The sequence below is a fragment of the Noviherbaspirillum aridicola genome, from assembly GCF_019656455.1.
GTDB lineage: Bacteria > Pseudomonadota > Gammaproteobacteria > Burkholderiales > Burkholderiaceae_D > Noviherbaspirillum > Noviherbaspirillum aridicola.
On the sequence record NZ_BPMK01000013.1, the window covers coordinates 23781 to 49217 of the forward strand.

26 protein-coding genes and 1 riboswitch are annotated in these 25437 nt (G+C 63.8%); of the genes, 19 read left to right on the top strand and 7 right to left on the bottom strand.

Translation table 11 applies throughout. From position 1 onward, the window contains the following. Positions 1-41: 41 nt before the first annotated feature. Positions 42-1181 carry a porin gene (locus tag NCCP691_RS14760; protein ID WP_220809316.1) on the bottom strand — a complete coding sequence of 380 codons (1140 nt, stop codon included), beginning with the start codon at positions 1179-1181 and terminating at the stop codon, positions 42-44. 292 nt (positions 1182-1473) lie between these two features. Between NCCP691_RS14760 and coq7 the strand changes: the two genes are divergently transcribed. After that, positions 1474-2091 carry a 2-polyprenyl-3-methyl-6-methoxy-1,4-benzoquinone monooxygenase gene (gene coq7 / locus NCCP691_RS14765; RefSeq protein ID WP_220809317.1) on the top strand — a complete coding sequence of 206 codons (618 nt, stop codon included), beginning with the start codon at positions 1474-1476 and terminating at the stop codon, positions 2089-2091. 15 nt (positions 2092-2106) lie between these two features. On the opposite strand, the gene NCCP691_RS14770 is transcribed toward coq7, so the two are convergent. Continuing rightward, complete coding sequence (locus NCCP691_RS14770; RefSeq protein WP_220809318.1) at positions 2107-2556, bottom strand: OsmC family protein; 450 nt, start codon at positions 2554-2556, stop codon at positions 2107-2109. A gap of 475 nt (positions 2557-3031) precedes the next feature. Here NCCP691_RS14770 and rplM point away from each other — a divergent pair, with 475 nt between their 5' ends. The 6 genes from rplM to erpA all read left to right on the top strand — a co-directional run bounded on the left by rplM (position 3032) and on the right by erpA (position 6594). After that, entirely contained in the window at positions 3032-3460 is a 429-nt protein-coding gene (rplM, locus tag NCCP691_RS14775; protein WP_220809319.1) for a 50S ribosomal protein L13, read from the top strand. Positions 3461-3469: 9 nt separating this feature from the next. Then, positions 3470-3862 carry a 30S ribosomal protein S9 gene (gene rpsI, locus NCCP691_RS14780; protein ID WP_220809320.1) on the top strand — a complete coding sequence of 131 codons (393 nt, stop codon included), beginning with the start codon at positions 3470-3472 and terminating at the stop codon, positions 3860-3862. 130 nt (positions 3863-3992) lie between these two features. Then, positions 3993-5036 (top strand): N-acetyl-gamma-glutamyl-phosphate reductase, encoded by a 1044-nt coding sequence (gene argC, locus NCCP691_RS14785; RefSeq protein ID WP_220809321.1) that lies wholly within the window; start codon positions 3993-3995, stop codon positions 5034-5036. A gap of 3 nt (positions 5037-5039) precedes the next feature. Beyond that, positions 5040-5792, top strand: coding sequence for a DUF6776 family protein (locus tag NCCP691_RS14790; protein ID WP_238482453.1), 753 nt, complete (start codon positions 5040-5042; stop codon positions 5790-5792). A gap of 11 nt (positions 5793-5803) precedes the next feature. Beyond that, a complete protein-coding gene (locus NCCP691_RS14795) occupies positions 5804-6193 on the top strand; it encodes a bactofilin family protein (protein ID WP_220809322.1) in 390 nt (129 codons plus the stop codon). Positions 6194-6243: 50 nt separating this feature from the next. Then, the gene (gene erpA, locus NCCP691_RS14800; RefSeq protein ID WP_220809323.1) at positions 6244-6594 is read left to right on the top strand and encodes an iron-sulfur cluster insertion protein ErpA; all 351 of its coding nucleotides are present in this window, start codon (positions 6244-6246) and stop codon (positions 6592-6594) included. 63 nt (positions 6595-6657) lie between these two features. Here the strand turns inward: erpA and NCCP691_RS14805 are convergent, their stop codons facing one another. Then, positions 6658-7776 (bottom strand): anhydro-N-acetylmuramic acid kinase, encoded by a 1119-nt coding sequence (locus tag NCCP691_RS14805; protein WP_220809324.1) that lies wholly within the window; start codon positions 7774-7776, stop codon positions 6658-6660. Between the two features lie 75 nt (positions 7777-7851). After that, complete coding sequence (locus NCCP691_RS14810; RefSeq protein WP_220809325.1) at positions 7852-9213, bottom strand: M23 family metallopeptidase; 1362 nt, start codon at positions 9211-9213, stop codon at positions 7852-7854. A 233-nt stretch (positions 9214-9446) separates the two neighbouring features. Between NCCP691_RS14810 and tyrS the strand changes: the two genes are divergently transcribed. The 8 genes from tyrS to ruvC all read left to right on the top strand — a co-directional run bounded on the left by tyrS (position 9447) and on the right by ruvC (position 16120). Then, complete coding sequence (gene tyrS, locus NCCP691_RS14815; RefSeq protein ID WP_373870362.1) at positions 9447-10676, top strand: tyrosine--tRNA ligase; 1230 nt, start codon at positions 9447-9449, stop codon at positions 10674-10676. After that, positions 10673-11128, top strand: a complete 456-nt coding sequence (gene dtd / locus NCCP691_RS14820) for a D-aminoacyl-tRNA deacylase (protein ID WP_220809327.1) — start codon at positions 10673-10675, stop codon at positions 11126-11128. The genes tyrS and dtd overlap by 4 nt, the downstream gene beginning before the upstream one ends. Positions 11129-11168: 40 nt before the next feature. After that, positions 11169-11810 carry a YbhB/YbcL family Raf kinase inhibitor-like protein gene (locus NCCP691_RS14825; RefSeq protein WP_220809328.1) on the top strand — a complete coding sequence of 214 codons (642 nt, stop codon included), beginning with the start codon at positions 11169-11171 and terminating at the stop codon, positions 11808-11810. A gap of 13 nt (positions 11811-11823) precedes the next feature. Beyond that, positions 11824-12477 (top strand): histidine phosphatase family protein, encoded by a 654-nt coding sequence (locus tag NCCP691_RS14830; protein WP_220809329.1) that lies wholly within the window; start codon positions 11824-11826, stop codon positions 12475-12477. Positions 12478-12587: 110 nt separating this feature from the next. Next, positions 12588-13604, top strand: a complete 1017-nt coding sequence (gene dusB / locus NCCP691_RS14835) for a tRNA dihydrouridine synthase DusB (RefSeq protein ID WP_220809330.1) — start codon at positions 12588-12590, stop codon at positions 13602-13604. Between the two features lie 30 nt (positions 13605-13634). Continuing rightward, positions 13635-13868 (top strand): Fis family transcriptional regulator, encoded by a 234-nt coding sequence (locus NCCP691_RS14840; RefSeq protein WP_220809331.1) that lies wholly within the window; start codon positions 13635-13637, stop codon positions 13866-13868. A 91-nt stretch (positions 13869-13959) separates the two neighbouring features. Then, a complete protein-coding gene (purH, locus tag NCCP691_RS14845; protein ID WP_220809332.1) occupies positions 13960-15525 on the top strand; it encodes a bifunctional phosphoribosylaminoimidazolecarboxamide formyltransferase/IMP cyclohydrolase in 1566 nt (521 codons plus the stop codon). A gap of 52 nt (positions 15526-15577) precedes the next feature. Continuing rightward, entirely contained in the window at positions 15578-16120 is a 543-nt protein-coding gene (ruvC, locus tag NCCP691_RS14850) for a crossover junction endodeoxyribonuclease RuvC (RefSeq protein ID WP_220809333.1), read from the top strand. A 143-nt stretch (positions 16121-16263) separates the two neighbouring features. Here ruvC and NCCP691_RS14855 read toward each other — a convergent pair whose 3' ends face one another. Then, positions 16264-16725, bottom strand: coding sequence for a hypothetical protein (locus NCCP691_RS14855; protein WP_220809334.1), 462 nt, complete (start codon positions 16723-16725; stop codon positions 16264-16266). A 156-nt stretch (positions 16726-16881) separates the two neighbouring features. Here NCCP691_RS14855 and ruvA point away from each other — a divergent pair, with 156 nt between their 5' ends. The 3 genes from ruvA to NCCP691_RS14870 all read left to right on the top strand — a co-directional run bounded on the left by ruvA (position 16882) and on the right by NCCP691_RS14870 (position 19637). After that, positions 16882-17460, top strand: a complete 579-nt coding sequence (gene ruvA, locus NCCP691_RS14860; RefSeq protein ID WP_220809335.1) for a Holliday junction branch migration protein RuvA — start codon at positions 16882-16884, stop codon at positions 17458-17460. 6 nt (positions 17461-17466) lie between these two features. Next, complete coding sequence (gene ruvB / locus NCCP691_RS14865) at positions 17467-18531, top strand: Holliday junction branch migration DNA helicase RuvB (RefSeq protein ID WP_220809336.1); 1065 nt, start codon at positions 17467-17469, stop codon at positions 18529-18531. Positions 18532-18806: 275 nt separating this feature from the next. Further along, complete coding sequence (locus NCCP691_RS14870; RefSeq protein ID WP_220809337.1) at positions 18807-19637, top strand: 2-keto-4-pentenoate hydratase; 831 nt, start codon at positions 18807-18809, stop codon at positions 19635-19637. 298 nt (positions 19638-19935) lie between these two features. Here the strand turns inward: NCCP691_RS14870 and NCCP691_RS14875 are convergent, their stop codons facing one another. Beyond that, positions 19936-20373, bottom strand: coding sequence for a DUF2147 domain-containing protein (locus NCCP691_RS14875; protein ID WP_220809338.1), 438 nt, complete (start codon positions 20371-20373; stop codon positions 19936-19938). Between the two features lie 79 nt (positions 20374-20452). Then, the gene (locus NCCP691_RS14880) at positions 20453-23260 is read right to left on the bottom strand and encodes a valine--tRNA ligase (protein WP_220809339.1); all 2808 of its coding nucleotides are present in this window, start codon (positions 23258-23260) and stop codon (positions 20453-20455) included. A gap of 108 nt (positions 23261-23368) precedes the next feature. Beyond that, positions 23369-23469, top strand: a riboswitch (TPP riboswitch). Between the two features lie 52 nt (positions 23470-23521). Here NCCP691_RS14880 and thiC point away from each other — a divergent pair. Beyond that, positions 23522-25435, top strand: coding sequence for a phosphomethylpyrimidine synthase ThiC (gene thiC / locus NCCP691_RS14885; protein WP_220809340.1), 1914 nt, complete (start codon positions 23522-23524; stop codon positions 25433-25435). The last annotated feature ends 2 nt before the right edge of the window (positions 25436-25437 follow it).

Consider the following 25437-nt stretch of genomic DNA (forward strand, 5'->3'; position numbering starts at 1 on the left):
GCAGAATCCGGTCCTGAAGGACCGGATCGGTTGCTAGGATGTTAGAAGGTATGGCTAATACCAACCGAGAATCCAGTGATTTTATCCTGGGATGCAGCAGGCGCGGTCGAGGCCGGTTGATTGAACGTCGGGGCAGCGGCAGCAAAGCCCGCGGTGTTCGCTGAGGTGAATGTGAAGTCGCCGTCGTAGCGGTTATGGTCGATGGCGGCGTAAAGCGTCGTGCGCTTGGACAGCGCATAGGTGCCGCTTACGATGAACAGCTTGCGCTTGGCATCCCCTGCGCCAGTTTCCACCTTGGTGTGGTAATAGCCTGCGCTAAGCGCCGCTGCGGGAGTCAGGCTGTAACGCCCGCCGAACCATGCCGTCTTGAGTTCCGCTTCCGGCAAAGCCCCACGGTCCTGCTCCTCATCCAGGTAGCCGCCGGCGAGACGGAAAACGCCTGCGTCGAATGCAGCACCAATGACCCACTGATTGTTGTCGTCGTAAACTGCAGCTGCAGGGGCTGTAGCAATATTCGGGCTGCGACGAGTATAGGCGCCCGCCACGGTGAACGGAGCGGCGACAAAGGTTGCGCCAACGGCTTGGGCAGAACCGTCGCGGCGGCTGCCTGCTACCTCACCCAGCGCGTACTCCGCACGAACGGTAAGGGGACCGAAGTTGCCGGTGTACTGGATGTCGTTGAGGAACCGGGTGCCGCCGCGGCTCGGCGTCACTGCGCTAACCTGGTTGCCGGCAGCAAGGCCAGCCAACGGAATGATGCCGGTGTACTGATAGTTCATCGGATCGATTGCGCCGATCGTCTTAAACGCAACGCTGTACTGGAGGCCGAGATCCAGGCTGCCCCATGCACCGCCCAAGCCCACGGTTGCGGTACGGTCGAACAGCGAGCCCGACGGGGAGATGATACTGCTAGTGCCCGTGCCAGTGGAGATGTCATAGCCCATCTCGAGGTTGAAGCGGGCGTTCAGTCCTCCACCCAGATCTTCTACGCCCCGGAAGCCGAGGCGGGTCGCGGTGTTGACGCCGCTGTTCAGGGTGGTGTTGCTGTCCCCCGCGGCATTGGCGTTGTTGAGATGACGGACGCCAGCATCGGCCACGCCATAGATGGTGATTGCGGTTTGGGATTGGGCTGCGCCTGCAAATGCACCCAGAACGGCCAGTGCGAGAAGGGATTTTTTCATTGATTAGGTCTCCAAGGGTTGGCTGCTAGATTTTTTGAATTGCCTCATACTTCTACCGGCATGACCGTCTAGCGCTTTGACTTGCCGGGACTTCCAAACCTTTCTGATCGAGAAGCTAATAGCGATTTGAGCAAAAGTGGCTTGGCGCGGCAAAGAGAATTTGGCGCAGACCCGGGTTTGCAAAGGATTGTGTGGTTTTGTAACAACATGTTGGTGGAGATTGATGCTGATGCGGCAAGAATAATTGGGATGTTCTTGGCACCATGGTTGTTTTTTTGATATTGAGGTCGCGATGGACTGGTTGATAACAGCGTTTGATAAAGTGCTGCGCGTAGTGACGGGTGTAACGCCGGGCACGCGACCGAACCCGGCGCGCCAGGCGCAGGTCTCGGACCTGAGCGAGACCGAGCGTCGCCATAGCGCCGGGCTGATGCGGGTGAACCACGTCGGTGAGGTTTGCGCGCAGGCGCTGTATGACTCGCAGGCCCGCTTTGCCAGGACCGAAGCCTTGCGCCGGCAGTTCAAGGAGGCGGGGCGCGAGGAGGAAGACCATCTCGCCTGGACCGCGGAGCGCCTGGATGAACTCGGCTCACGCACGAGCCTGCTCAATCCGCTGTGGTATGCGGGCGCCTACGTCACCGGTGCGCTTGCCGCCAAGGCCGGCGACGCGCGCAGCCTGGGCTTTGTGGTGGAGACCGAGCGCCAGGTCGAGGCGCACCTGGCCGGGCATCTGAAGACACTCCCCGAAAGCGATCACAAGTCGAGGGCGATCGTGGAGCAGATGCGCGTGGATGAAGTCGCGCATGGCGCGAGCGCACAGGACCTCGGCGCGGAGGCGATGCCGCTGCCGGTGAGGATGGCCATGCGCGCGATGGCCAAGGTGATGACGACGACTGCCTACTATATCTAGTCGCCGTCGAGCGACTTACTCGTTCGTGGGGGCGGCGTCCGCGAGGTCGTCCACGATCTCGAAGGAGTGCGTCAGCTCCGCCGTCTTCTCCAGCATGATGGAGGCAGAGCAGTACTTCTCGTGCGAAAGCTTGATCGCACGCTCCACCAGGCTTGGTTTCAGGTTGCGACCGCGAACGGTGAAGTGGAAGTGGACCCTGGTGAAGACTTTCGGATCCTTCTCGGCGCGCTCGGACTTGAGCGTCACGTCACAGCCGCGCACGTCCTGCTGGCTTTTGCGCAGGATGAGCACCACGTCATAGGCGGTGCAGCCGCCGGTCCCGGCCAGCACCAGTTCCATCGGTCGAGGCGCGAGATTTCGTCCGCCGCCCTCGACCGCGCCGTCCATGGGCACGGCATGTCCGGAGCCGGTTTCGGCCAAAAAAGTCATCCCGGAGTTTCCGGTCCAGCGCACGGTGCATTCCATCTTTATCTCGGTAACGGGTCAGGGACGGCTATTTTAGCGCTCCTCCGGGCGCCTCGCGATTTTGCGTCTTCTGCAAGGCAGCTCCATATTGCGAAAAGCGGCGGGCTCTTATAACCCGTGGTTATTGTTTTCGCCAATGACAGTTTTGTTCAAACAAAATCAGGCAGTTTTTCTTGCATCGCACAAGGCGCTTGACTATACTTTCTTTGCCGGGCGTTAAATAGTTTACGCCCGGCCCGATTGTCTCCTCCACCCTCCTCCTAATGGTGTGGATTTGAACCCGAAGCGACTGCGCTTCGGGTTTTTTTTGCCCCGGCCCCAGATTCACGTGATTTGAGGTTTGACGCCAAGTCCTTGAAAAGGCTATACTTTCGGGCTTTCCGTACGCTCAGGAAAAGATAACAAGGTTGAGTCGGCTGTTTTTCTGAAGCCGAACCGCCAGAATTGAGCGCTTTTATTATTTTTAGGACATCACATGAAAACCTTTTCCGCCAAAGCCCATGAGGTCGAGCGCGAGTGGTTTGTGATTGACGCAACGGACCTGGTCCTCGGTCGTGTCGCCAGCGAAGTGGCACGCCGACTGCGCGGCAAGCACAAGCCCGAATTCACCCCCCACGTCGATACCGGTGACTACATCGTCGTCATCAACGCAGGCAAGCTGCGCGTGACCGGTAACAAGGCGCTGGCCAAGACCTACTACCGTCACTCGACCTACCCGGGCGGTATCTACGAAACCAACTTCCTGAAAATGCAGCAGCGTTTTCCGGGTCGTGCGCTGGAAAAGGCGGTCAAGGGCATGCTGCCGAAGGGCCCCCTCGGCTACGCAATGATCAAGAAGCTGAAGGTGTATGCAGGCGCCGCGCATCCGCACGCCGCTCAGCAACCCAAGGCACTCGAAATCTAAGGAACGGACATGATCGGTAACTACAACTACGGAACCGGCCGTCGCAAGAGTGCAGTGGCGCGTGTTTTCATCAAGGCCGGCAGCGGCAACATCGTCGTCAACGGCAAGCCCGCAGCGGAATACTTTTCGCGCGAAACCGGTCTGATGGTTATTCGTCAGCCGCTGGAACTGACCGGCAACATCGAGCGCTTTGACATCATGGTCAACGTGCACGGCGGCGGCGAGTCGGGCCAGGCAGGCGCGGTCCGTCACGGTATCACTCGTGCGCTCATCGACTACGACGCAGGTCTGAAGTCGGAACTCGCCAAGGCAGGTTTCGTGACCCGCGACGCGCGTGAAGTCGAACGTAAGAAAGTCGGCCTGCGCAAGGCACGACGCGCAAAGCAGTTCTCCAAGCGCTAATCTGCGTTTTCAGAACATCGAAAAGCCGCCAGGTCTGCGCCTGGCGGCTTTTTGCTTTGTGGCGTTGCCGCAGGCAACGCACTGCTAGAATCCCGAGATATTTCAGAAACCCCCTATGCAAGGAAGCGCAATGATCAAAGTCGGCATTGTTGGCGGCACCGGATACACCGGTGTCGAACTGCTGCGGTTGCTCGCGGCACACCCGCAGGTGAAGTTGACCGCCATTACCTCGCGCAAGGAAGATGGCCTGCCGGTCGCGGACATGTTCCCGTCATTGCGCGGTCACGTATCGCTCGCCTTTTCCGCGCCGGAGAAGGCCAATCTCAAGGAGTGCGACGTCGTATTCTTCGCAACGCCCCATGGTGTGGCGATGGCGCAGGCCCCCGAACTGCTGGCCGCCGGCGTGAAGGTCATCGACCTTGCGGCGGACTTCCGGCTGAAGGATGTGGCGCAGTTCGAAAAATGGTACGGCATGCCGCACGCCTGCCCCGATGTGCTCGAGGAAGCCGTGTACGGGCTCCCTGAAGTCAATCGCGAAGCCATCCGCAAGGCGCGTGTCATCGGTCTGCCGGGCTGCTATCCAACATCGATGCAGCTGGGCTTTGCGCCGTTGCTTGCGCAGGGCAGGCAGCTGGTGAACGAAAGCATGCTGATCGCCGACTGCAAGTCCGGCGTCTCGGGCGCGGGGCGCAAGGCCGAAGTGCATACGCTGCTGGCGGAAGCCGCGGACAATTTCAAGGCCTACGGCGTCAAGGGTCACAGGCATCTGCCCGAAACCACGCAGGGGCTTCAGGCCATCGCCGGCCGCAAGATCGGTCTGACTTTCGTTCCGCACCTGGTGCCGATGATCCGCGGCATCCACTCGACGCTTTACGCGACGATTCTGCCGGAAGCGCGCGACGTCGATTTCCAGGCGCTCTATGAAAAGCACTTCGCGGGCGAGACCTTTGTCGATGTGATGCCGCCCGGCAGCCATCCCGAAACACGCTCGGTGCGCGCGTCGAACAAGCTGCGCATCGCGGTGCATCGGCCGGAAGGCGGCGACTTGCTGGTGATCCTGGTGGTCGAGGACAACCTGGTCAAGGGCGCGGCAGGGCAGGGCGTCCAGTGCATGAACCTGATGTTCGGGCTTGAGGAAGGCACGGGACTGATGCAGGTCCCGGTTCTGCCGTAAGACGTGCGTTCACCCGATATCAAGCCTTTGCCGGCAGGCCGAAGCAGAACGAGGATCGGCAGGCGGCGTACCGCCGCATCGCCCAAGCTCACGATCAGGCAGCAGCGACCGTGGCTGCGGCGCTTCCTGCCGCTTGTGCTGGCGACCGCAGTCGGTGCCGGCGCGGCCTGGGGCTACGGTGCGTTCCGCTCCTCGGGCAACGCCGGCGACGAGGCGCCGGCCGAGTTGCGCGAGCAGCTCGACGCGCTGACCGCGGAGCGCGACAAGCTTTCGACCCTGGCCAACGCCGCCGAGAGCCAGCTGAACATGGAGAAGGCTGCGCAGAAGCAGCTGGCGGCGCAGCTCAAGACGCTGGAGACGGAAAACGCACGGCTCAAGGAAGACCTTGCATTCTTTGAAAGCCTGCTTCCGAATGCGGCCGGCCCGCAGGGCGTCGCCATACGGCGGCTGAAAGTCGACCATATTGCGCCTAATCAATTGCGCTACCGCGTGCTGATCATGCAAGGCGGCGCAGCCTCTCAGTTGTTTTCAGGCAATCTTCAGCTGCTCGTCTCGACTGTGCAGGAAGGGAGAAATGCTATGATGACTTTTCCCGACAGAAGTCCTGCGGAGCAACAAAAGTATGCGTTGAGCTTCAGGCATTATCAGCGGGTCGAGGGTGTCATCACGCTGCCGGAAGGCGTCACGGCACGCTCGGTGCAGGCAAGAGTGCTGGAAAAGGGACAGCTGCGCGCACAGTTGTCGGCGAATTTGTAATAGGAGGCGCCATGTTAGGCCGCAAGAGCAAGGGCACGATTGACAGTCTGATCGGCATATCCACGAATATCGAAGGCAATGTGCATTTCCAGGGGGGGCTGCGCATTGATGGCCGGGTCAAGGGGAACGTCATCGCGGACGGGGAGGAGCCCAGCATGCTGGTGGTTTCCGAGCACGCCCGGGTGGAAGGCGAGATCCGTGTCGCGCACCTCGTTGTCAACGGAGAAATCATCGGCAACGTCCACTCTTCGGAACTGCTTGAATTGCAGCCGCGCGCCCGCATAACCGGAGATGTGCACTACAAGGCGCTGGAGATGCACGGCGGCGCTCTGGTGTCCGGAAAACTGACCCATGACCAGGTCAGCGAGCCGGTGTTGAAGCTGGCCATGTCGAATACGTGAATTTCGCTGACGGTCTATAATCGCTGAAACGACTTTAGCTGGAGTTCCAAATGAATGCTGTGACCGAAATGCCCGAACCGATCGTCTTCACCGACAGCGCCGCCTCCAAGGTTGCGGAACTGATCGCGGAGGAAGGCAATCCCGACCTCAAACTGCGTGTCTTCGTCCAGGGCGGTGGCTGCTCCGGTTTCCAGTACGGTTTCACCTTCGATGAAATCGTCAACGAAGACGACACCACCATGACCAAGAACGGCGTGCAGCTGCTGATCGACTCCATGAGCTATCAGTACCTGGTCGGCGCCGAAATCGATTACAAGGATGACCTGGAAGGCGCACAGTTCGTGATCAAGAATCCGAACGCGACCACGACCTGCGGCTGCGGCTCCTCGTTCTCTGCCTGATTCAGCTGTACGCAGCAAAAACGCGGCCCCGGCCGCGTTTTTTTTTCGCCTCGAGATTCGCCTCTATCGGGGATACAGGGCGCCGAGAATGCGCGGGCCGGCGGCGCCGGTCACTTCGGCGATGTTGCCGGGCTGGCGCAAGACATGGCGTTGCGCGAGCCAGGCGAAAGCCAGCGCTTCGACATGGCCGGGTGCCACGCCGAGCCGATCGGTCGAGTCGACCGTGGCTGGCAGCGCCCTTGCGCGCAGGCAGTCCCGGATCTCGTTCATCAGGTGGCCGTTGTGCGCGCCGCCGCCACAGACGAAGACGGACCGGACCGTCGGCGCATGATTGGCGATCGCATCGGCGAGCGAGGCCGCGGTGAGGCGCGCGAGTGTGGCCTGCACGTCTTCGGGGGCGAGGCCGGCGTGTCGCGTCATCCTGCCTTCCAGCCACTGCCGATGGAACAGGTCACGCCCGGTGCTCTTCGGCGGCGGCAGCCGGAAATAGGGTTCGTCGAGCAGTGTCTCGAGCAGGGCTGGATCCGGCCGGCCGCTTGCCGCCCACCCGCCGCCGGCGTCATAAGATTTTCCCTGCACGGCGCCTATCCAGTAATCCATCAACACGTTTCCCGGGCCGGTGTCGAACCCGGTCGTGCCCGTCCCCGGCTGCAGGACGCTGATGTTGGCGATGCCGCCGATGTTGGCGACCACCCGGACTTCATTGTCGGCGCCGAACACGGCCTGGTGGAAGGCGGGCACCAGGGGCGCGCCCTGACCGCCGGCCGCCACGTCGCGGCTGCGAAAGTCGGCGACGACGTCGATGCCGCTCAGCTCGGCGAGCAGTGCGGCGTTGCCGATCTGCCGGGTGAAACCGAGTTCGGGACGATGGCGTATGGTCTGGCCATGGGCGCCGATGGCGCGGATATCGGTGGCCTGCTTTCCGGATTCGTCGAGCAGCCGGGCGACGCAGTCGGCGTAGAGACGGGAGAGCGCGTTTGCGGCGAGCGCTTCACGCTGGATTTCATCCGGGGCGGCGGACTGCAGCGACATCAGGTCCGCGCGCAGGTCATCGGGGAAGGGGAGCCAGGCCGAGGCGAGGGTTTGCATGCCGCGGGCGGAGCCGTCGTCGGGCAGCGCGGCGAGCACGCCGTCGACGCCGTCCATGCTGGTGCCGGACATGAGGCCGATGAAGAGTTGCATAGGAGTCGCCAGAATAAAAAAACCGTTCGGTCGGCTGATTCTACAGCCGGCCGAACGGTTTGCAGATGCAATGGCTTACTTGGATGCGAGCTTGGGCAGGTCCGCGGCGTTCAGCAATGCGAGGCGGTGGCGCATGTCGGCCGAGACCGCGCGGAAGCGCTGCAGATCGGCGCCGGCCAGGGGCTGGGCGCTCGGCACCTGCACCGTCATCGGATCGCGCGGTTCGTTGTTCACCCGGAACTCATAGTGCAGATGCGGCCCGGTCGACCAGCCGGTCGAGCCGACATAGCCGATCACCTCGCCCTGGCTGATCTTCATGCCCTTCTTCAGGCCGGACGCGAAGCGGCTCATGTGGGCATAGGCGGTGGAATAGTTGTTCCAGTGCTTGAGCACCACCACGTTGCCGTAGCCGCCCTGCACGCCGACGAAGTCCACCACGCCGTCGCCCGCCGCCTTGATCGGCGTGCCGGTGGCGGCGGCGAAATCGACGCCCTGGTGACGCTTCCACAGTCCGGAGATGGGGTGGCGGCGCATGGCGAAGCCCGACGACACGCGGGAGAACTCGAGCGGCGACTTGAGGAAGGCCTTTTTCAGCGACTTGCCGTCGAAGGTGTAGTAGCCGCCGCCCAGCTTGTTGCCGGGCTCGTCGAACCAGACCGACTGGTACTTGCTGGTGCCGTTGTAGAACTCGCCGGCGAGCACGCGGCCGGCGCGAACGAACTCGCCGTTCTGCCAGAAAGTTTCATAGATGACATTGAAGCGGTCGCCTCGGCGCAGGTCGGATGCGAAGTCGATGTTCGTGGAGAACATGTCCACGATCTGCATTGCGACGTGGTCGGGGATCTGGGCGGCGTCGGTGGCGGCGAACAGCGACGAAGTGATGACGCCGCTGTGCATTTCGACACGGCGCTCCAGCGCGGCGCTGTCCATGGCGGCAGTAAAGCCGTCGCCGTCGCGCGCCACCACGAGGTTGCGCAGCGCGCCGCTGCCGTCATTGACGGTGGCGGTCAGGCGCTGAAGCCGGCCATCGGCGTCGGTCTCCGCCTGCACGCGCTTGCCGGCCTTGAGCTGCAGCACGCCATAGGCGAGCTTGTCGGACTTGATGAAATCGGCAGCTGCCTCATCCTGGACGCCCAGCCTGGCCAGCAGGGTGGCGAGCGTGTCGCCGGAGCGTACCTTCTCTTCGCGCAGATAGGCCTGCGCGCTGCCCTGCAGGCCGGCGATCTGCGCCGACAGGCTCGGGATCTCGAGTTCCTGCGCAATGGTGCGCACGGGAAGATCGGATGCGTCGGGCGCCATCGGTGCGACGCCGAAGGCGCCGAATGCGCAGACCGCGAGGAAAACGGCGGTGGCGGAGAGAATGCGTGTCTTGCGGGAAGACGCGGAAGAGGACTTGCTGCTCGATGCCTGACCCTGGTTGTTGTCTGTATTGAGCATGCAATAAGTTAGAATTTGCGGTTTTAGCCGAAGAGCTTGCCGGAACGGCGCGGGAACAAGCGCCTGAAGCGGGGCCGGGCAGGGAATGCGCCGGGCAGTGACAAGCTCCGCTCCTGATCTGCAGTTTGCTGCTGTGCAAGAATCAAAAGAAGCAGCGATTATACCAACACATCGTATTGAATTTTCACCGTCGACTTCTTAATTTCCCTCATCCCATGGACGCCTCCCAGAATTTGCAAACCGACAAAGCCGTACTGCCGCTGACGGATTCCGTACAGGAAGCCCTGGCGATCACCAGGCGCGGTGTCGACGAGCTGTTGATCGAATCCGAGTTCGCGCAGAAGCTCGCGCGCTCGGAGCAAAGCGGCCAGCCCCTGCGCATCAAGCTGGGTCTCGACCCGACCGCGCCCGATCTGCATCTCGGTCACACGGTGGTGCTCAACAAGATGCGCCAGCTGCAGAACCTGGGTCACACGGTCATCTTTCTGATCGGCGACTTCACCTCGATGATCGGCGATCCCTCGGGCCGCAACGTGACGCGTCCGCCGCTCACCCGCGAGCAGATCGAGGAAAACGCCAGGACCTATTTTGCGCAGGCCAGCCTGGTGCTCGATCCCGCACGCACCGAGATCCGGTACAACTCCGAGTGGTGCGACCCGCTCGGCGCGCGCGGCATGATCCAGTTGTCGGCGAAATACACCGTCGCGCGCATCCTGGAGCGCGAGGATTTTACGAAGCGTTTCAAGGCCGGCACGCCGATCTCGGTGCACGAGCTGCTCTATCCGCTGATGCAGGGCTACGATTCGGTGGCGCTGCGGTCCGACCTGGAGCTGGGCGGCACCGACCAGAAGTTCAACCTGCTGGTGGGGCGCGAGCTGCAGAAGGATTACGGCCAGGAGCCGCAGTGCATCCTGACGATGCCGCTGCTCGAAGGCCTCGACGGTGTCGAGAAGATGTCGAAATCCAAGGGCAATTATGTCGGCATCACCGAACCCGCCAATACGATGTTCGGCAAGCTGATGAGCATCTCCGACACCATGATGTGGCGATACTATGAACTGCTGTCCTTCCGGCCGATGGAAGAGATCGCGCGCTTCCGCAGGGAGGCCGACGAGGGCCGCAATCCGCGCGACTTCAAGGTGCTGCTGGCGCAGGAGATCGTGGCGCGCTTCCATTCGCAGAAGGCGGCGGAGGATGCGCTGGCCGACTTCAACAACCGCGCGCGCGGCGGCATTCCGGACGACGTGCCGGAGGTCAGCCTGAGCGGCGCGCCGCTGGGCATCGGGCAGCTGCTCAAGCAGGCCAACCTGTGCGCCTCGACCTCGGAGGCGCTGCGCATGGTGGAGCAGGGCGGGGTGCGCATCGATGGCGAGACCGTCAGCGACAAGGGCCTGAAAGTCGACGCCGGCACTTTCGTGCTGCAGGTCGGCAAGCGCAAGTTCGCGCGCGTCACGCTCGGATGATCGCGCTGCTGCAGCGCGTGACGCGCGCATCGGTCGAGGTCGATGGGGTGACGGTCGGCGCCATCGACGGCGGCCTGCTGGTGCTGTTCTGCGCCGAGCGCAACGATACGCGGGAACAGGCCGATGCCTTGCTGGCCAGGCTGCTGTCCTACCGCGTGTTTGCCGACGATGCGGGCAAGATGAACCGCAGCCTCAGCGATGTCGACGGCGGCCTGCTGCTGGTGCCGCAGTTCACGCTGGCCGCCGATACCCGTTCCGGCACGCGGCCGTCGTTCACGCCGGCGGCGACGCCGGAGGAAGGGCGCAGGCTGTTCGACTATTTCGTGGACGCCGCGCGCGCCCGCATGCCGCGCGTCGAGACGGGGCGCTTCGGCGCCCACATGCAGGTATCGCTGACCAATGACGGTCCGGTCACGTTCTGGCTGCAGGTCAAGCCGGCGGCGGCGAATTGAACGAGAATGACGGCTGTGTTCAACCCGTAAGGAGACATCGATGAAGCTGTGGAGCGATTCTTTCAAGGATGGCGAAAAAATCCCGGGCGAATTCGCATTCGCCGTGATCGACCCGGTCACGCATGTGAAGCTGTCTGCCAACCGCAATCCGCATCTGGCCTGGAGTGAGCTGCCCGCCGGGACGAAATCCCTGGCGCTGGTCTGCCATGACTACGACGTGCCCTCGCGCGGCGACGATGTGAATCAGGAAGGCAAGACGGTGCCGGCGGACCTGCCGCGCGTCGATTTCTTCCACTGGGTGCTGGTCGATCTGCCGCCGTCGCTCGATGCGATCGCCGCCGGCCAGTATTCCGACGGCGTGACCCCGCGCGGCAAGCCGGGACCGGCGATCGCGAACGGCCAGCCGGGACGGCACGGCGTCAACGATTACACCGGGTGGTTCGCCGGCGATGCCGACATGGCGGGGGACTACTTCGGCTTCGATGGGCCGTGCCCGCCGTGGAACGACTCGATCCCGCATCACTACGTATTCACGCTGTACGCGCTGGACGTGGAGCGGCTGCCGGTGGACGGCAGGTTCACCGGGCAGCAGGTGCGCGACGCGATGCGCGGACACATCCTCGGGCAAGCCGCGATCACCGGCGTCTATACCCTGACGCCGAGCCTGGCGCAGGCCGGCTGAACGGAGCATTTCTGTGACTGACATCCTGTTGATCCGCCACGGCGAAACCGCGTGGAATGCCGTGAGGCGTCTGCAAGGGCATCTCGACATCGGCCTCAATGCCGAAGGCATGCGCCAGGCGGCGGCTCTGGCGCGCGCGATCGAAGACGAGGCGCTGGACGCGGTCTACTCCAGCGACCTGCTGCGCGCGCGCCAGACGGCGACGGCGATCGCCGCGCCGCGCGGCATGGAGGTCAGGCTCGACCGCGGGCTGCGCGAGCGCTGCTACGGCGCCTTCGAGGGCATGCTGTACGGCGAGATCGCGGCCCGTTATCCCGAGGCGCACGCCGCATGGAAGGCACGGGACATCGACGCCCGCTTTCCGGCCGGCGTGCATGTGGCGGAGACCATGCGGGAGTTCGCCGACCGTACGGTGAAGACCATCCTGCGCATCGTGGCCGAGGGCGGGCATCGCAAGATTGCCGTGGTCTGTCATGGCGGCGTCCTGGAATGCGCCTATCGCGCCGCGCTGGGGATGGATTTCGCGCAGGCGCGCGATTTCGATATTTTCAATGCCAGCATCAACCGGTTCTCGTCCGACGGCCGCTCGCTGCGCCTGCTGCAGTGGGGCGACGTTGCCCACCTGGACAGGCTCGACAGGGAGGCGCTGGACGAGCTGGCCAAGTAGCCTCATCCCCCGGCCCACGCTGCACTGCGCAAGTTTTCCCGATTTGAAGCGCCGGCCGAAGCGGCTAAAATAGCGGCTTCCCCGGCGCCACCCCTTTTCCCCGACATTCCGTGAACATCGGTCCGCACATCCTTCGCAACAATGTATTCGTCGCTCCCATGGCGGGAGTGACGGACCGGCCTTTCCGCCAGCTGTGCAAGCAGCTCGGCGCCGGCTACGCGGTGTCCGAAATGGCGGCCTCCGACCCGCGGCTGTGGGCCAGCGAGAAAACCTCGCGCCGCATCAATCACGATGGCGAGATGGAGCCCAAGGCGGTGCAGATCGCCGGCGCCGATCCCGCGATGCTCGCCGCCAGCGCACGCTTCAACGTCGAGCGCGGCGCACAGATCATCGACATCAACATGGGCTGCCCGGTGAAGAAAGTGTGCAACAGCTGGTGCGGGTCGGCGTTGCTGCAGAACGAGGCCCTGGTCGGCCGCATTCTCGACGCGGTGGTCGCCGCCGTGGATGTGCCGGTCACGCTCAAGTTCCGCACCGGCTGGGACCGCCAGCACAAGAATGCGCTCGTCATCGCGAGGATGGCCGAGGCCAGCGGCATCGCCATGCTGACCCTGCACGGACGCACGCGCGCGGACGGGTACAGCGGCGAGGCGGAATACGACACCATCGCGGCGGTCAAGGCGGCGGTGGGCATTCCTGTGGTCGCCAACGGCGACATCACTTCGCCGCGGAAGGCGAAGCAGGTGCTGGCGCACACCGGCGCCGATGCCGTGATGATCGGACGCGCGGCGCAGGGAAGGCCGTGGATCTTCCGCGAGATCGACCACTACCTGCGCACCGGCGAAACGCTCGCCGCGCCGACGGTGGTCGAAGTGCGCGCGCTGATGCAGGAGCATCTGCGCGCGCATTACGCGTTCTACGGCGATTACATCGGCTTGCGCACCGCGCGCAAGCATATCGGCTGGTATGTGCGCGAACTGCCGGGCGGCGAGGACTTCCGCCAGCGCATGAACCGACTCGAGAGCTGCGAGGAGCAGCTGGCCGCGGTCGATGCATTCTTCGAATCGCAGGCCGCGTACGGCGAGCGGTTACAATACGGCCTTTCCGAGCAGCGGCTGGCCGCCTGAATCAACGAAAAGAACAGCAAGTACACTGCAATGAGCAAAGACAATATCCAGGACGTCGTCAGGAAAAGCCTCGAGAAATACTTCAGGGACCTGGGCGAGCAGCAGCCGTCGAACGTCTATGAAATGGTGGTCTTTACCGTCGAGAAGCCGATACTCGAAGCAGTGATGGAACGCGCCGACGGCAACCAGTCGCTGGCGGCGGAAATGCTGGGCATCAATCGCAACACCCTGCGCAAGAAGCTGCAACAGCACGGGTTGCTGTGATCGATAACGTAAGTGGCGGCACGGCCGACCGATGTATTCGCAGGCATCGGGCCTGCAGCATTTACGTTATCCATCACTTCGCACCTTCATCATGATCAAGCAAGCCCTCATCTCCGTTTCCGACAAAACGGGCGTACTCGATTTCGCCAAGGCGCTGGCGGCGCAAGGCGTCAACATCCTCTCCACCGGCGGCACGGCGAAACTGCTCGCCGACAATGGCGTGAAGGTGACCGAGGTGGCCGACTACACCGGTTTTCCCGAAATGCTGGACGGCCGCGTGAAGACGCTGCACCCCAAGGTCCACGGCGGCATTCTCGCCCGCCGGGATCTGCCCGAGCATGTGGCGGCGCTGGAAAAGCACGGCATTCCGACGATCGACATGGTGGTGGTCAACCTGTATCCGTTCCAGCAGACGGTGGCGCGGGAACAGTGTTCGCTGGAGGATGCGATCGAGAACATCGACATCGGCGGTCCGACCATGCTGCGTTCGTCGGCCAAGAACCACCGCGACGTGGTGGTGGTCTGCGACCCGGCCGACTACGGCCGCGTGCTCGACGAGATGAAGGCCAACGGCGGCGAGGTATCGTACGACACGAAATTCGCGCTCGCGACCAAGGTGTTCGCGCACACCGCGCAATATGACGGCGCCATCACCAACTACCTGACCTCGCTCGGCGCCGAGCGCGAGCATGCCAGCCGCAGCGCCTATCCGCAGACCCTCAACCTGCATTTCGAAAAAGTCCAGGAAATGCGCTACGGCGAAAACCCGCACCAGTCGGCCGCGTTCTACCGCGACCTGGCGCCGGTCGCCGGCTCGCTCGCCAACTATCGCCAGCTGCAGGGCAAGGAACTGTCGTACAACAATATCGCCGACGCCGACGCCGCATGGGAATGCGTGAAGACCTTCGACGTCCCGGCGTGCGTGATCATCAAGCATGCGAATCCCTGCGGCGTGGCGGTCGCCGCCAGTCCGCTGGAAGCCTATGACAAGGCATTCAAGACCGATCCGACCTCTGCGTTCGGCGGCATCATCGCCTTCAACCGCGAACTCGACGGCAAGGCCGCCGAGGCCGTGGCCAGGCAGTTCGTGGAAGTGCTGATCGCGCCCGCGTTCACCGCCGAGGCGCGCCAGGTATTCGCCGCCAAGCAGAACGTGCGCCTGCTCGAAATCCCGCTCGACACCGCGGTCAATGCCTACGACGTCAAGCGCGTCGGCGGCGGCCTGCTGGTGCAGTCGCCGGATGCGAAGAACGTGATGCCGGCCGAGCTGAAGGTCGTGACCAGGAAGCAGCCGACGCCGCAGCAGCTGGAAGACCTGATGTTCGCCTGGCGCGTGGCCAAGTTCGTGAAGTCCAATGCGATCGTGTTCTGCGCCGGCGGCATGACGCTGGGCGTGGGCGCGGGCCAGATGAGCCGCATCGATTCGGCACGCATCGCCTCGATCAAGGCGCAGAATGCCGGACTGAGCCTGACCGGTTCGGCGGTGGCATCCGATGCCTTCTTCCCGTTCCGCGACGGTCTGGACGTGGTGGTGGACGCGGGCGCGACCTGCGTGATCCATCCGGGCGGCTCCATGCGCGACCAGGAAGTCATCGACGCGGCGGATGAGCGCGGCGTCGTGATGCTGTTCACCGGCACGCGCCACTTCCGCCACTGATTGAAAAACCTGCCGCTCCCGCCATGCCGGGAGCGGCTCATGAAGCAGTCCAATGAAAATCCTCGGCATCGACCCCGGTTTGCGCACCACCGGCTTCGGCGTGATCCACAAGCAGGGCAACAAGCTGAGCTACATCGCGTCGGGCACCATCAAGACGCCCGACGCCGACCTGCCGCAGCGGCTCAAGACCATCCTCTCCGGGGTCTCCGAAATCATCCGCACCTATGCGCCCGACTGCGCGGCGATCGAAAAGGTGTTCGTCAACGTCAATCCGCAATCCACGCTGCTGCTCGGCCAGGCGCGTGGCGCCGCCATCTGCGCGCTGGTGCATGCCGACCTCGCGGTGGCGGAATACACCGCGCTGCAGATCAAGCAGGCGGTGGTCGGCCACGGCCGCGCGCAGAAACAGCAGATGCAGGACATGGTCACGCGCCTGCTGATGCTGTCGGGCACCCCGGGCACCGACGCCTCCGACGCGCTTGGCGTGGCGATCTGTCATGCGCACAGCGGCGAGACGCTTGCGACGCTCGGCGAACTGTCGCCGGCGCTGGCGAAGAAGGGCTTGCGGATGCGGCGCGGGCGGCTGGTGGGGTAGGGCGGTTTCATGCGCCCGCATGGCTTGCTTGCGGGCGGGGCGTTTTTCTTCGGACTGCCGGGGTTTGTGCAGGCACGGAGGCCTGCACTACTTTTGGTGTTTGTGCAGGCACGGAGGCCTGCACTACTTTTTCTGCGGGCGCTTCAGATGCGCTTTTCGGCGCGCCGCGCGGCGATCTCGAAGCGGTTGTGCCAGTAGGCGTCCTTGCCGCGGATGAGCGCCCACAGGCTCGATGCCAGATAGGCAAGCGGGAACAGGATGCCCCAGCGCGCACCCTGGCGAACATGGGCGAGTTCGTGGATCAGCACACGTGACGACAGGCCGTCGTGGGTCGCGATGACGACATGGCCGATGGTCATCGCATTCATCGCGCCGAAGGGATGGCGGCGCAGCAGAAAGTCGGCGATCGGTCCGCGTATCAGGATCGCCGGCGCCCAGGCATGGACGAACTGCACATGGCCGCGCCACAGGACGATCGGCAGGCCGACCAGCAGGCCGAACGCGGTCAGCGGCGCCGCCCAGACAATGCCGAGCAGGTGTCCGAGCCCGGACAGCACGCGGCGGGCCGCAAGCCGGCGGGGAGAAGCGGGGGATAGCAGTCGCATAACGCGGGCGGGAAGTGGTTTCCGGAGACAGCAGGCAATGCCCGCTTGGAGTGCCGCGGCGCCGGAAAAATCCCCGTGCGGCAAGGCTTGTTGCCGGTGGGGCAGGCGGGGAATGTCCTGTATCATCGCCCTGTCAAATTCACTCGCCGCCAACACATGATAGGCCGTCTCTCCGGAATCCTGATTGAAAAGAACCCGCCGCAAATCCTGATCGACTGCAACGGCGTGGGCTACGAGGTCGATGTCCCGATGAGCACCTTCTACAATCTGCCGGGCACCGGCGAGAAGATCGTGCTCCTCACGCATCTCGCGGTGCGCGAGGATGCGCACCTGCTCTACGGTTTCGGCACCCAGGACGAGCGCAATCTGTTCCGCCAGCTGATACGCATCTCGGGAATCGGCGCCCGTACCGCGCTGTCCATCCTGTCGGGCATGTCGGTGGCCGATCTGTCGCAGGCGGTGACGCTGCAGGAATCGGGACGGCTGACGAGGATCCCGGGCATCGGCAAGAAGACCGCCGAGCGCCTGCTGCTCGAACTCAAGGGCAAGCTCGGCGCCGACATCGGCGCAGCCGGCGGCACCGCCCAGCATGATGCGAGTTCGGACATCCTCAACGCGCTGCTGGCGCTCGGCTATTCGGAAAAGGAAGCCGCGCTGGCGCTTAAGCAGGTGCCGGCCGGCTCCGGAGTATCCGACGGCATCAAGCTGGCACTGAAGGCACTATCGAAAGCGTAATCCGCCATGAGCATCCAGACCGACAACTTCACCGAGCAGCGCATCATCGCCGCCACCCCCGCTTCCTCGAACGAGGAAGCGATCGAGCGCGCGCTGCGCCCGAAGCAGCTCGACGAATACGTCGGCCAGGCCAAGATCCACGCGCAGCTGGAGATCTTCATCGCGGCCGCCCGCCAGCGGCGCGAGGCGCTCGACCATACGCTGCTGTTTGGACCGCCGGGACTGGGCAAGACCACCCTGGCCCACATCATCGCGCGCGAGATGGGCGTCAACCTGCGCCAGACCTCGGGGCCGGTGCTGGAGCGCGCCGGCGATCTCGCCGCGCTGCTGACCAATCTCGAGCCCAACGACGTGCTGTTCATCGACGAGATTCATCGTCTGTCGCCGGTGGTGGAGGAAATCCTGTATCCCGCGCTCGAGGATTACCAGATCGACATCATGATCGGCGAGGGACCGGCCGCACGCTCGGTGCGCCTCGACCTGCAGCCTTTCACCCTGGTCGGCGCCACCACGCGCGCCGGCATGCTGACCAATCCGCTGCGCGACCGCTTCGGCATCGTCGCCCGGCTCGAGTTCTATACGCCGGAGGAACTGGCGCGCATCGTCTCGCGTAGCGCCAGCCTGCTCAATGCCGGCATCGTCGACGAGGGCGCGCTGGAGATCGCCCGCCGCAGCCGCGGCACGCCGCGTATCGCCAACCGCCTGCTGCGCCGGGTGCGCGACTACGCGGAGGTCAAGGGCAACGGCCAGATCACCAAGGCGATGGCGGATGCCGCGCTGAAGATGCTGGATGTCGACCCGGTCGGCTTCGACGTGATGGACCGCAAGCTGCTGGAGGCGGTGCTGTTCAAGTTCAACGGCGGCCCGGTCGGCCTCGACAACCTGGCGGCGGCCATCGGCGAGGAGCGCGACACCATCGAAGACGTGCTCGAACCCTACCTGATCCAGCAGGGCTTCCTGCAGCGCACGCCGCGCGGCCGCATCGCGACGCCGGCGGCCTATTCCCACTTCGGCGTGACCGCGCCGCGCGGCAGCGCCACCGGCGATCTCTGGGAGCAACCCGGGGCGTAAGCGCGCGGCGGGGAACTTGGCTTTCCCTCAATCTTCCAACGCAGGCAGCCGGCCCGGCACATGAGCGGCCGGCTTGTCTTTCTGTCATCCGTAGAAATACGGTGCCAAGATTGGTCCCCGAAAAAGCGCAAGCTGAAAGGCCTATAATGTTTTCCTTTCAGCACGGTCGCACTTTTTCGTTTGAGAAAACGCAAACCTGGGGCCATGCTCCTGCGTAGAGTACAGGGCTGGTCGCCATGCGCCAAGAATCCTACCCATACCGAACGAGTCCCGCCATGCTCATGTCCACGCAAGCAAGCCGCTATGCGCATCAATTGCTCGAGGCGCGCGCGCTGGCGCAGCTGATGCCGCCGCTGTCGGCCAACGGCCCGCTGTCGATCGCCGACAGCTACGACGTCGCACGCTGCATCGCGGACATCCGCACCGCCCAGGGCGAGACCATGGTCGGCCGCAAGATCGGCTTCACCAATCGCAAGATCTGGTCGAAGTACGGCGTCAGCGAGCCGATCCGCAATCCGATCTGGACGCCGGTGTTCGATGAGACGGTACGTTTTTCTGTCGACAATCGCGGCCTGCAGAGCCTGACCGGCGCCATGCAGCCCCGCATCGGCCCGGAGCTGGTGTTCAAGCTCGGCTGCACGCCGGCGCCGGATGCCAGCATCCAGGAGCTGTCGGACTGCATCGAGTGGATGGCCCATGCGTTCGAGATCGTCACCTGTCCGTATCCCGACTGGAAGTTCGAGATGGCCGACTCGATCGCCGCCTTCGGCCTGCATGGCCTGCTGATCGTCGGCGAGCCGAAGATGCTGTCGGCCGCCAGCCGCCGCAATCTCGGGGAAGTGCTGGCGCATGCGAGCCTGTCCTTGTCCTGCGGCGACGAGCTGCGCTCTGCCGGTTTCGGACACGACGTGCTCGGCAGCCCGCTGCATGCGCTGTGGCATCTGCATCAGCTGCTCAAGGAGCAGAACCAGTTCCAGCCGCTGCAGGAAGGGGAAATCATCACGACCGGCACCTGGACCGACGTCTGCCCGATCAAGGCCGGGGAGACCTGGACTTCCGCGTTTTCGGGCGTGAGCCTGCCGGGGCTGACGGTTTCGTTTGTCTGAGGCTTGATGGTGCGGTTGCGGTCGTCGCTGCCCGCATAATGGTGAAACCGCACCGATGGGCTTGCCTGCTGAGCAGTGATCATTCTTCGGACACGCGGTGCTGTGCAGGCAGGGACGCCTGCACTACTTGAATCACCGGGTGTCTTTCTTGTTCCACCCGCATGTCCGGGTGCGGCCGAATGCATGACCGGGCGAAGCCGCAGCGATAGATTTGCCTGCTGCGCATTGATCACTCTTCGGACACGCGGTGCTGTGCAGGCAGGGACGCCTGCACTACTTGAATCACCGGGTGTCTTGCTTATTCCACCCTTACCCAGGTCTGGGTGCGGCCGAACATCGGCACGCCCACATAGCCGCGCACGTCGAGTTTTTTGCCGCCGTCGCTCAGCGACATCTTGCTCTTGTAGACCTTGCCGCTGGCCGGGTCGAGGATCTGGCCGCCGCCGTAGCCTTCGCCGTCCTTCTTCATGCCGGTGATGATGGTCATGCCGAGAATCGGCTGGTCCTTCAGCGCGCCTTCGCAGCTCACGCATTTCGGATTCTGGTCTTCGCTCGCGTCACGGAACAGGCGCTCGATCTTGCCGCGCAGTTCGCCGTTGCTCTCGCTGATGCGCACCAGCGACTTCGGCTTGCCCGTTTCGTCGTCGATGGTCTTCCAGACGCCGACGGCGGTCGTCTGCGCGTGGGCGGCGGCGGCCAGCAACAGCGCGGCCGCGCAGAACAGCTTCTTGCTCATGTGATTGGTCTCCTGATTGGAATCGGGTACGGCGCATGCAGAGGTGCAAGGCGCCGTACCAGTGTTGCGCTTGTGATTGTTATGCTTTTTGCAATTTCTCAAACTGCTCGCGCAGCTTGGCGAGCGTGGCGCCAAAGCTGGCGACGCGCTCCTTTTCCTGGGCCACGACCTGGGCCGGGGCACGGGCGACAAAGCTTTCGTTGGCCAGCTTGGCGTTGGCCTTGCCGATCTCGCCCTCCAGGCGCGCGATTTCCTTGCTCAGCCGTTCGCGCTCGGCGGCGACGTCGATTTCCACCTTCAGCATCAGCTTGACGGTACCGACCACCGACACCGGGGCCGGCGACTCGGGCAGCGCGTCGACGACCTGCACGTCGGACAGTTTGGCCAGCGCCTGCAGGCAGGTGACAAACGACTGCGCGCGCGCGCGGTCGCTCGCCTCGATGTAGAGCGGCACCTTCTGCGCCGGCGACAGCTGCATCTCGCCGCGCAGGTTGCGGCAGGCGTCGGTCATTGCCTTGAGCTGGGCCATCCAGGCTTCCGCTTCCTCGTCGAGCTTTTCGCTGTTGGCCACCGGGTAGGGGCGGACCATGATGGAGTCGCCGGCCGGGCTGAGCTTGAGATCGGTCATCGGCGCGATCTTCTGCCACAGCTGCTCGGTGATGAAGGGGATGATCGGATGCGCGAGGCGCAGCACGGTCTCCAGCACGCGCAGCAGGGTGCGGCGGGTGGCGCGCTGCTGGGCTTCGGTGCCGGTCTGGATCTGCACCTTGGCGACCTCGAGATACCAGTCGCAGTACTCGTCCCAGATGAACTTGTAGATGGCCGAGGCGATATTGTCGAAGCGGTAGTCGGCAAAGCCCTTCTCGACTTCCATCTCGGTGCGCTGCAGCAGCGACACGATCCAGCGGTCGGCCTGCGAAAAGTCGCGGCCTTCCGGTCCGCAGCTGATGGCGTCGAAGCCGCAGTCCTTGCCTTCGGTGTTCATCAGCACGAAGCGGGTCGCATTCCACAGCTTGTTGCAGAAGTTGCGGTAGCCCTCGCAGCGGCTGAGGTCGAAGTTGATGTTGCGGCCGAGCGAGGCATAGCTGGCCATGGTGAAGCGCAGCGCGTCGGTGCCGAAGGCCGGGATCCCGTTCGGGAATTCCTTGCGGGTGGCCTTGGCGATGCTCTCGGCCTGCTTCGGATTCATCAGGCCGGTGGTGCGCTTGGCCACCAGCGACTCGACGTCGATGCCGTCGATCAGGTCGATCGGATCGAGCGTATTGCCCTTGGACTTGGACATCTTCTGGCCGCTGGCGTCGCGCACGAGGCCGTGCACGTACACCGTCTTGAACGGCACCTTGCCGGTGAAGTGGGTGGTCATCATCACCATCCGCGCCACCCAGAAGAAGATGATGTCGAAACCGGTGACCAGCACGGACGACGGCAGGAACAGCTGGTAGTCCGGCGTCTCCTGCGGCCAGCCGAGCGAGGAAAAGGGCACCAGCGCCGACGAGAACCAGGTGTCGAGCACGTCGTTCTCGCGGGTCAGCGGCTTGCCGCCGGCCCTGGCGCGCGCTTCTTCTTCATTGCGGGCGACGTAGATATTGCCTTCTTCGTCATACCAGGCCGGGATCTGGTGACCCCACCACAATTGGCGCGAGATGCACCAGTCCTGGATGTTGTTGAGCCATTGGTTGTAGGTGGTGGTCCAGTTCTCGGGGACGAACCGGATCTCGCCGCCGGCGACCTTTTCCAGCGCCACTTCGGCGATGGACTTGCCGGGGAAATGCGTGCCTTCGGGCGCCGGCTTGCTCATCGCCACGAACCACTGGTCGGTCAGCATCGGCTCGATCACGACATTGGTGCGGTCGCCGCGCGGCACCATCAGCTTGTGCGGCTTGACCGATTCCAGCAGCCCCTGCGCCTCGAGGTCGGCGACGATCTGCTTGCGGGCGTCGTAGCGGTCGAGGCCGCGGTATTTTTCCGGGCCGTTCTCGTTGATCTTGGCGTCGAGCGTGAAGATGTTGATCTGCGGGAGCTGGTGGCGCTGGCCGACCGCATAGTCGTTGAAGTCGTGCGCGGGGGTGATCTTCACGCAGCCGGTGCCGAATTCCTTGTCCACGTATTCATCGGCGATGATCGGGATCTGGCGGCCGGTGAGCGGCAGGGTCAGCAGCTTGCCGAGCAGCGGGGTGTAGCGCTCGTCGGTCGGGTCGACCGCGACCGCGACGTCGCCGAGCATGGTCTCGGGACGGGTGGTGGCAACCGTGATGTGTCCGCTGCCGTCCGCCAGCGGATAGCGGATGTGCCACATGTGGCCGTCTTCTTCCTCGGACACCACCTCCAGGTCGGACACCGCGGTCAGCAGCTTCGGATCCCAGTTGACGAGGCGCTTGCCGCGGTAGATCAGGCCCTGCTCGTACAGGCGCACGAAGACTTCGGTCACCGCCCTGGACATCTTTTCGTCCATGGTGAAGTACTCGCGGCTCCAGTCGGTGGAGGCGCCGAGGCGGCGCATCTGGCCGGTGATGGTGGAGCCGGAATGCTCCTTCCATTCCCACACCTTCTCGAGGAATTTCTCGCGGCCGAGGTCATGGCGCGAAATCTTCTGCGCATCGAGCTGGCGCTCCACCACGATCTGGGTCGCGATGCCGGCATGGTCGGTGCCGGGGATCCAGGCGGTGTTGTGGCCGCGCATGCGGTAGTAGCGCGTCAGGCCGTCCATCACCGTCTGATTGAACGCGTGGCCCATGTGCAGGGTGCCGGTCACGTTCGGCGGCGGCAGCTGAATCGAAAAAGAGGGCTTGCCGGCATCGGTCGTGGCGGTGTACAGGCCGCGCTTTTCCCACTCGGTGCGCCAGTGTTTTTCAATCTCGGCGGGCTCGAATGATTTGGCTAATTCCATGATTTGGCGTGAGTTTCTGCGAAACCAGTGATTATAGGGCAGGAGCCGGGGCAGGGAGGGATGACAAAGGGGCAGGTCGGCGTATAATTCGCCGCTGTCATGCAAATGACGAAACGCTAGGGGTCCTGGCCGAGTGATCGGCCGGGTGAGAAATACCCTCCGAACCTGATCTGGGTAATGCCAGCGAAGGGAAGCAGCCGGATGTTCTTCCGCACCATCATTCCGTCGCTCCTTCGCTTTCCTGTTTGGCAAAGGAGCAACATGAACGCGAATCCTCAATTCCTCGCATCGACCGCCACCGTCGATGAAGCAGCCGTCAAGCCGCTGCCCAACTCCCGCAAGATTTACGTAGAAGGATCGCGGTCCGACATCCGCGTGCCGATGCGCGAAATCACGCAGTCCGACACACCCGCCTCCTTTGGCGCGGAGAAGAATCCGCCGGTCTATGTCTACGACACCTCCGGCCCCTATACCGACCCGGCGGCGAAGATCGACATCCGTTCCGGCCTGCCGGCGCTGCGCGCGCGCTGGATCGAGGAGCGCAACGACACCGAAGAGCTGCCCGGCCCGAGCTCGCAGTACGGCGTCGAGCGCCTCAACGATCCGAAGCTGGCCGAGCTGCGCTTCAACCTGCACCGCAAGCCGCGCCGCGCGGTGGCGGGCCGCAACGTGACCCAGATGCATTACGCGCGCAACGGCATCATCACACCCGAGATGGAATACATCGCCATCCGCGAAAACCTCCGACGCAAGGAATACATGGAGAGCCTGCGCGCTTCCGGCCCCACCGGCCAGCGGCTGGCCGACATGATGCTGCGCCAGCATCCGGGGCAGTCCTTCGGCGCCGCGATTCCCGCCGAGATCACGCCGGAATTCGTGCGCTCGGAAGTCGCGCGCGGCCGCGCCATCATTCCTAACAACATCAACCATCCGGAAAGCGAGCCGATGATCATCGGCCGCAACTTCCTGGTCAAGGTCAATGCCAACATCGGCAACTCCGCCGTGACCTCGTCGATCGGCGAGGAAGTCGAAAAAATGACCTGGGCGATCCGCTGGGGCGGCGATACCGTGATGGACCTCTCCACCGGCAAGCACATCCACGAAACGCGGGAATGGATCATCCGCAATTCGCCGGTGCCGATCGGCACGGTGCCGATCTACCAGGCGCTGGAAAAGGTGAACGGCAAGGCGGAAGACCTGACCTGGGAAATCTTCCGCGACACCCTGATCGAGCAGGCAGAGCAGGGCGTGGACTACTTCACCATCCATGCCGGCGTGCGGCTGCAGTATGTGCCGCTGACGGCCAAGCGCATGACGGGCATCGTCTCCCGCGGCGGCTCCATCATGGCCAAGTGGTGCCTCGCGCATCACAGGGAATCCTTCCTCTACGAGCACTTCGAGGACATCTGCGAAATCATGAAGGCCTATGACGTCGCCTTCAGCCTCGGCGACGGCCTGCGCCCCGGTTCGATCTACGACGCCAACGACGAGGCCCAGCTCGGCGAGCTGAAGACGCTCGGCGAACTGACCCGGATCGCGTGGAAGCACGACGTGCAGGTGATGATCGAAGGCCCCGGCCATGTGCCGCTGCACCTGATCAAGGAAAACATGGACCTGCAGCTGGAGCAGTGCCACGAGGCGCCGTTCTACACGCTGGGGCCGCTGACCACCGACATCGCGCCCGGCTACGACCACATCACTTCCGGCATCGGCGCCGCCACCATCGGCTGGTACGGCACCGCGATGCTGTGCTACGTGACGCCGAAGGAGCATCTCGGTCTGCCCGACAAGGACGACGTCAAGGAAGGCATCATCACCTATAAGCTCGCCGCGCACGCCGCCGATCTCGCCAAGGGCCATCCGGGCGCGCAGATCCGCGACAACGCGTTGTCCAAGGCGCGCTTCGAGTTCCGCTGGGAAGACCAGTTCAACCTCGGCCTCGATCCCGACAAGGCGCGCGAATTCCACGACGAGACTCTGCCCAAGGACTCGGCCAAGGTCGCGCATTTCTGCTCGATGTGCGGCCCGCATTTCTGCTCGATGAAGATCACCCAGGACGTGCGCGACTATGCGGCGAGCCAGGGCCTCAGCGACGAGCAGGCCCTCAAGCGCGGCATGGAAGTCAAGGCGGTCGAGTTCGTCAAGAACGGCGCCGAGATCTACAGCAAGCAGTAAGG

What these genes read in the sequence shown, in the direction of transcription:
- NCCP691_RS14760 (WP_220809316.1), bottom strand. Translation starts at nt 1,181, where the DNA reads ATGAAAAAATCCCTTCTCGCACTGGCCGTTCTGGGTGCATTTGCAGGC.
- coq7 (WP_220809317.1), top strand. Translation starts at nt 1,474, where the DNA reads ATGGACTGGTTGATAACAGCGTTTGATAAAGTGCTGCGCGTAGTGACG.
- NCCP691_RS14770 (WP_220809318.1), bottom strand. Translation starts at nt 2,556, where the DNA reads ATGGAATGCACCGTGCGCTGGACCGGAAACTCCGGGATGACTTTTTTG.
- rplM (WP_220809319.1), top strand. Translation starts at nt 3,032, where the DNA reads ATGAAAACCTTTTCCGCCAAAGCCCATGAGGTCGAGCGCGAGTGGTTT.
- rpsI (WP_220809320.1), top strand. Translation starts at nt 3,470, where the DNA reads ATGATCGGTAACTACAACTACGGAACCGGCCGTCGCAAGAGTGCAGTG.
- argC (WP_220809321.1), top strand. Translation starts at nt 3,993, where the DNA reads ATGATCAAAGTCGGCATTGTTGGCGGCACCGGATACACCGGTGTCGAA.
- NCCP691_RS14795 (WP_220809322.1), top strand. Translation starts at nt 5,804, where the DNA reads ATGTTAGGCCGCAAGAGCAAGGGCACGATTGACAGTCTGATCGGCATA.
- erpA (WP_220809323.1), top strand. Translation starts at nt 6,244, where the DNA reads ATGAATGCTGTGACCGAAATGCCCGAACCGATCGTCTTCACCGACAGC.
- NCCP691_RS14805 (WP_220809324.1), bottom strand. Translation starts at nt 7,776, where the DNA reads ATGCAACTCTTCATCGGCCTCATGTCCGGCACCAGCATGGACGGCGTC.
- NCCP691_RS14810 (WP_220809325.1), bottom strand. Translation starts at nt 9,213, where the DNA reads ATGCTCAATACAGACAACAACCAGGGTCAGGCATCGAGCAGCAAGTCC.
- dtd (WP_220809327.1), top strand. Translation starts at nt 10,673, where the DNA reads ATGATCGCGCTGCTGCAGCGCGTGACGCGCGCATCGGTCGAGGTCGAT.
- NCCP691_RS14825 (WP_220809328.1), top strand. Translation starts at nt 11,169, where the DNA reads ATGAAGCTGTGGAGCGATTCTTTCAAGGATGGCGAAAAAATCCCGGGC.
- NCCP691_RS14840 (WP_220809331.1), top strand. Translation starts at nt 13,635, where the DNA reads ATGAGCAAAGACAATATCCAGGACGTCGTCAGGAAAAGCCTCGAGAAA.
- purH (WP_220809332.1), top strand. Translation starts at nt 13,960, where the DNA reads ATGATCAAGCAAGCCCTCATCTCCGTTTCCGACAAAACGGGCGTACTC.
- ruvC (WP_220809333.1), top strand. Translation starts at nt 15,578, where the DNA reads ATGAAAATCCTCGGCATCGACCCCGGTTTGCGCACCACCGGCTTCGGC.
- NCCP691_RS14855 (WP_220809334.1), bottom strand. Translation starts at nt 16,725, where the DNA reads ATGCGACTGCTATCCCCCGCTTCTCCCCGCCGGCTTGCGGCCCGCCGC.
- ruvA (WP_220809335.1), top strand. Translation starts at nt 16,882, where the DNA reads ATGATAGGCCGTCTCTCCGGAATCCTGATTGAAAAGAACCCGCCGCAA.
- ruvB (WP_220809336.1), top strand. Translation starts at nt 17,467, where the DNA reads ATGAGCATCCAGACCGACAACTTCACCGAGCAGCGCATCATCGCCGCC.
- NCCP691_RS14870 (WP_220809337.1), top strand. Translation starts at nt 18,807, where the DNA reads ATGCTCATGTCCACGCAAGCAAGCCGCTATGCGCATCAATTGCTCGAG.
- NCCP691_RS14875 (WP_220809338.1), bottom strand. Translation starts at nt 20,373, where the DNA reads ATGAGCAAGAAGCTGTTCTGCGCGGCCGCGCTGTTGCTGGCCGCCGCC.
- NCCP691_RS14880 (WP_220809339.1), bottom strand. Translation starts at nt 23,260, where the DNA reads ATGGAATTAGCCAAATCATTCGAGCCCGCCGAGATTGAAAAACACTGG.
- thiC (WP_220809340.1), top strand. Translation starts at nt 23,522, where the DNA reads ATGAACGCGAATCCTCAATTCCTCGCATCGACCGCCACCGTCGATGAA.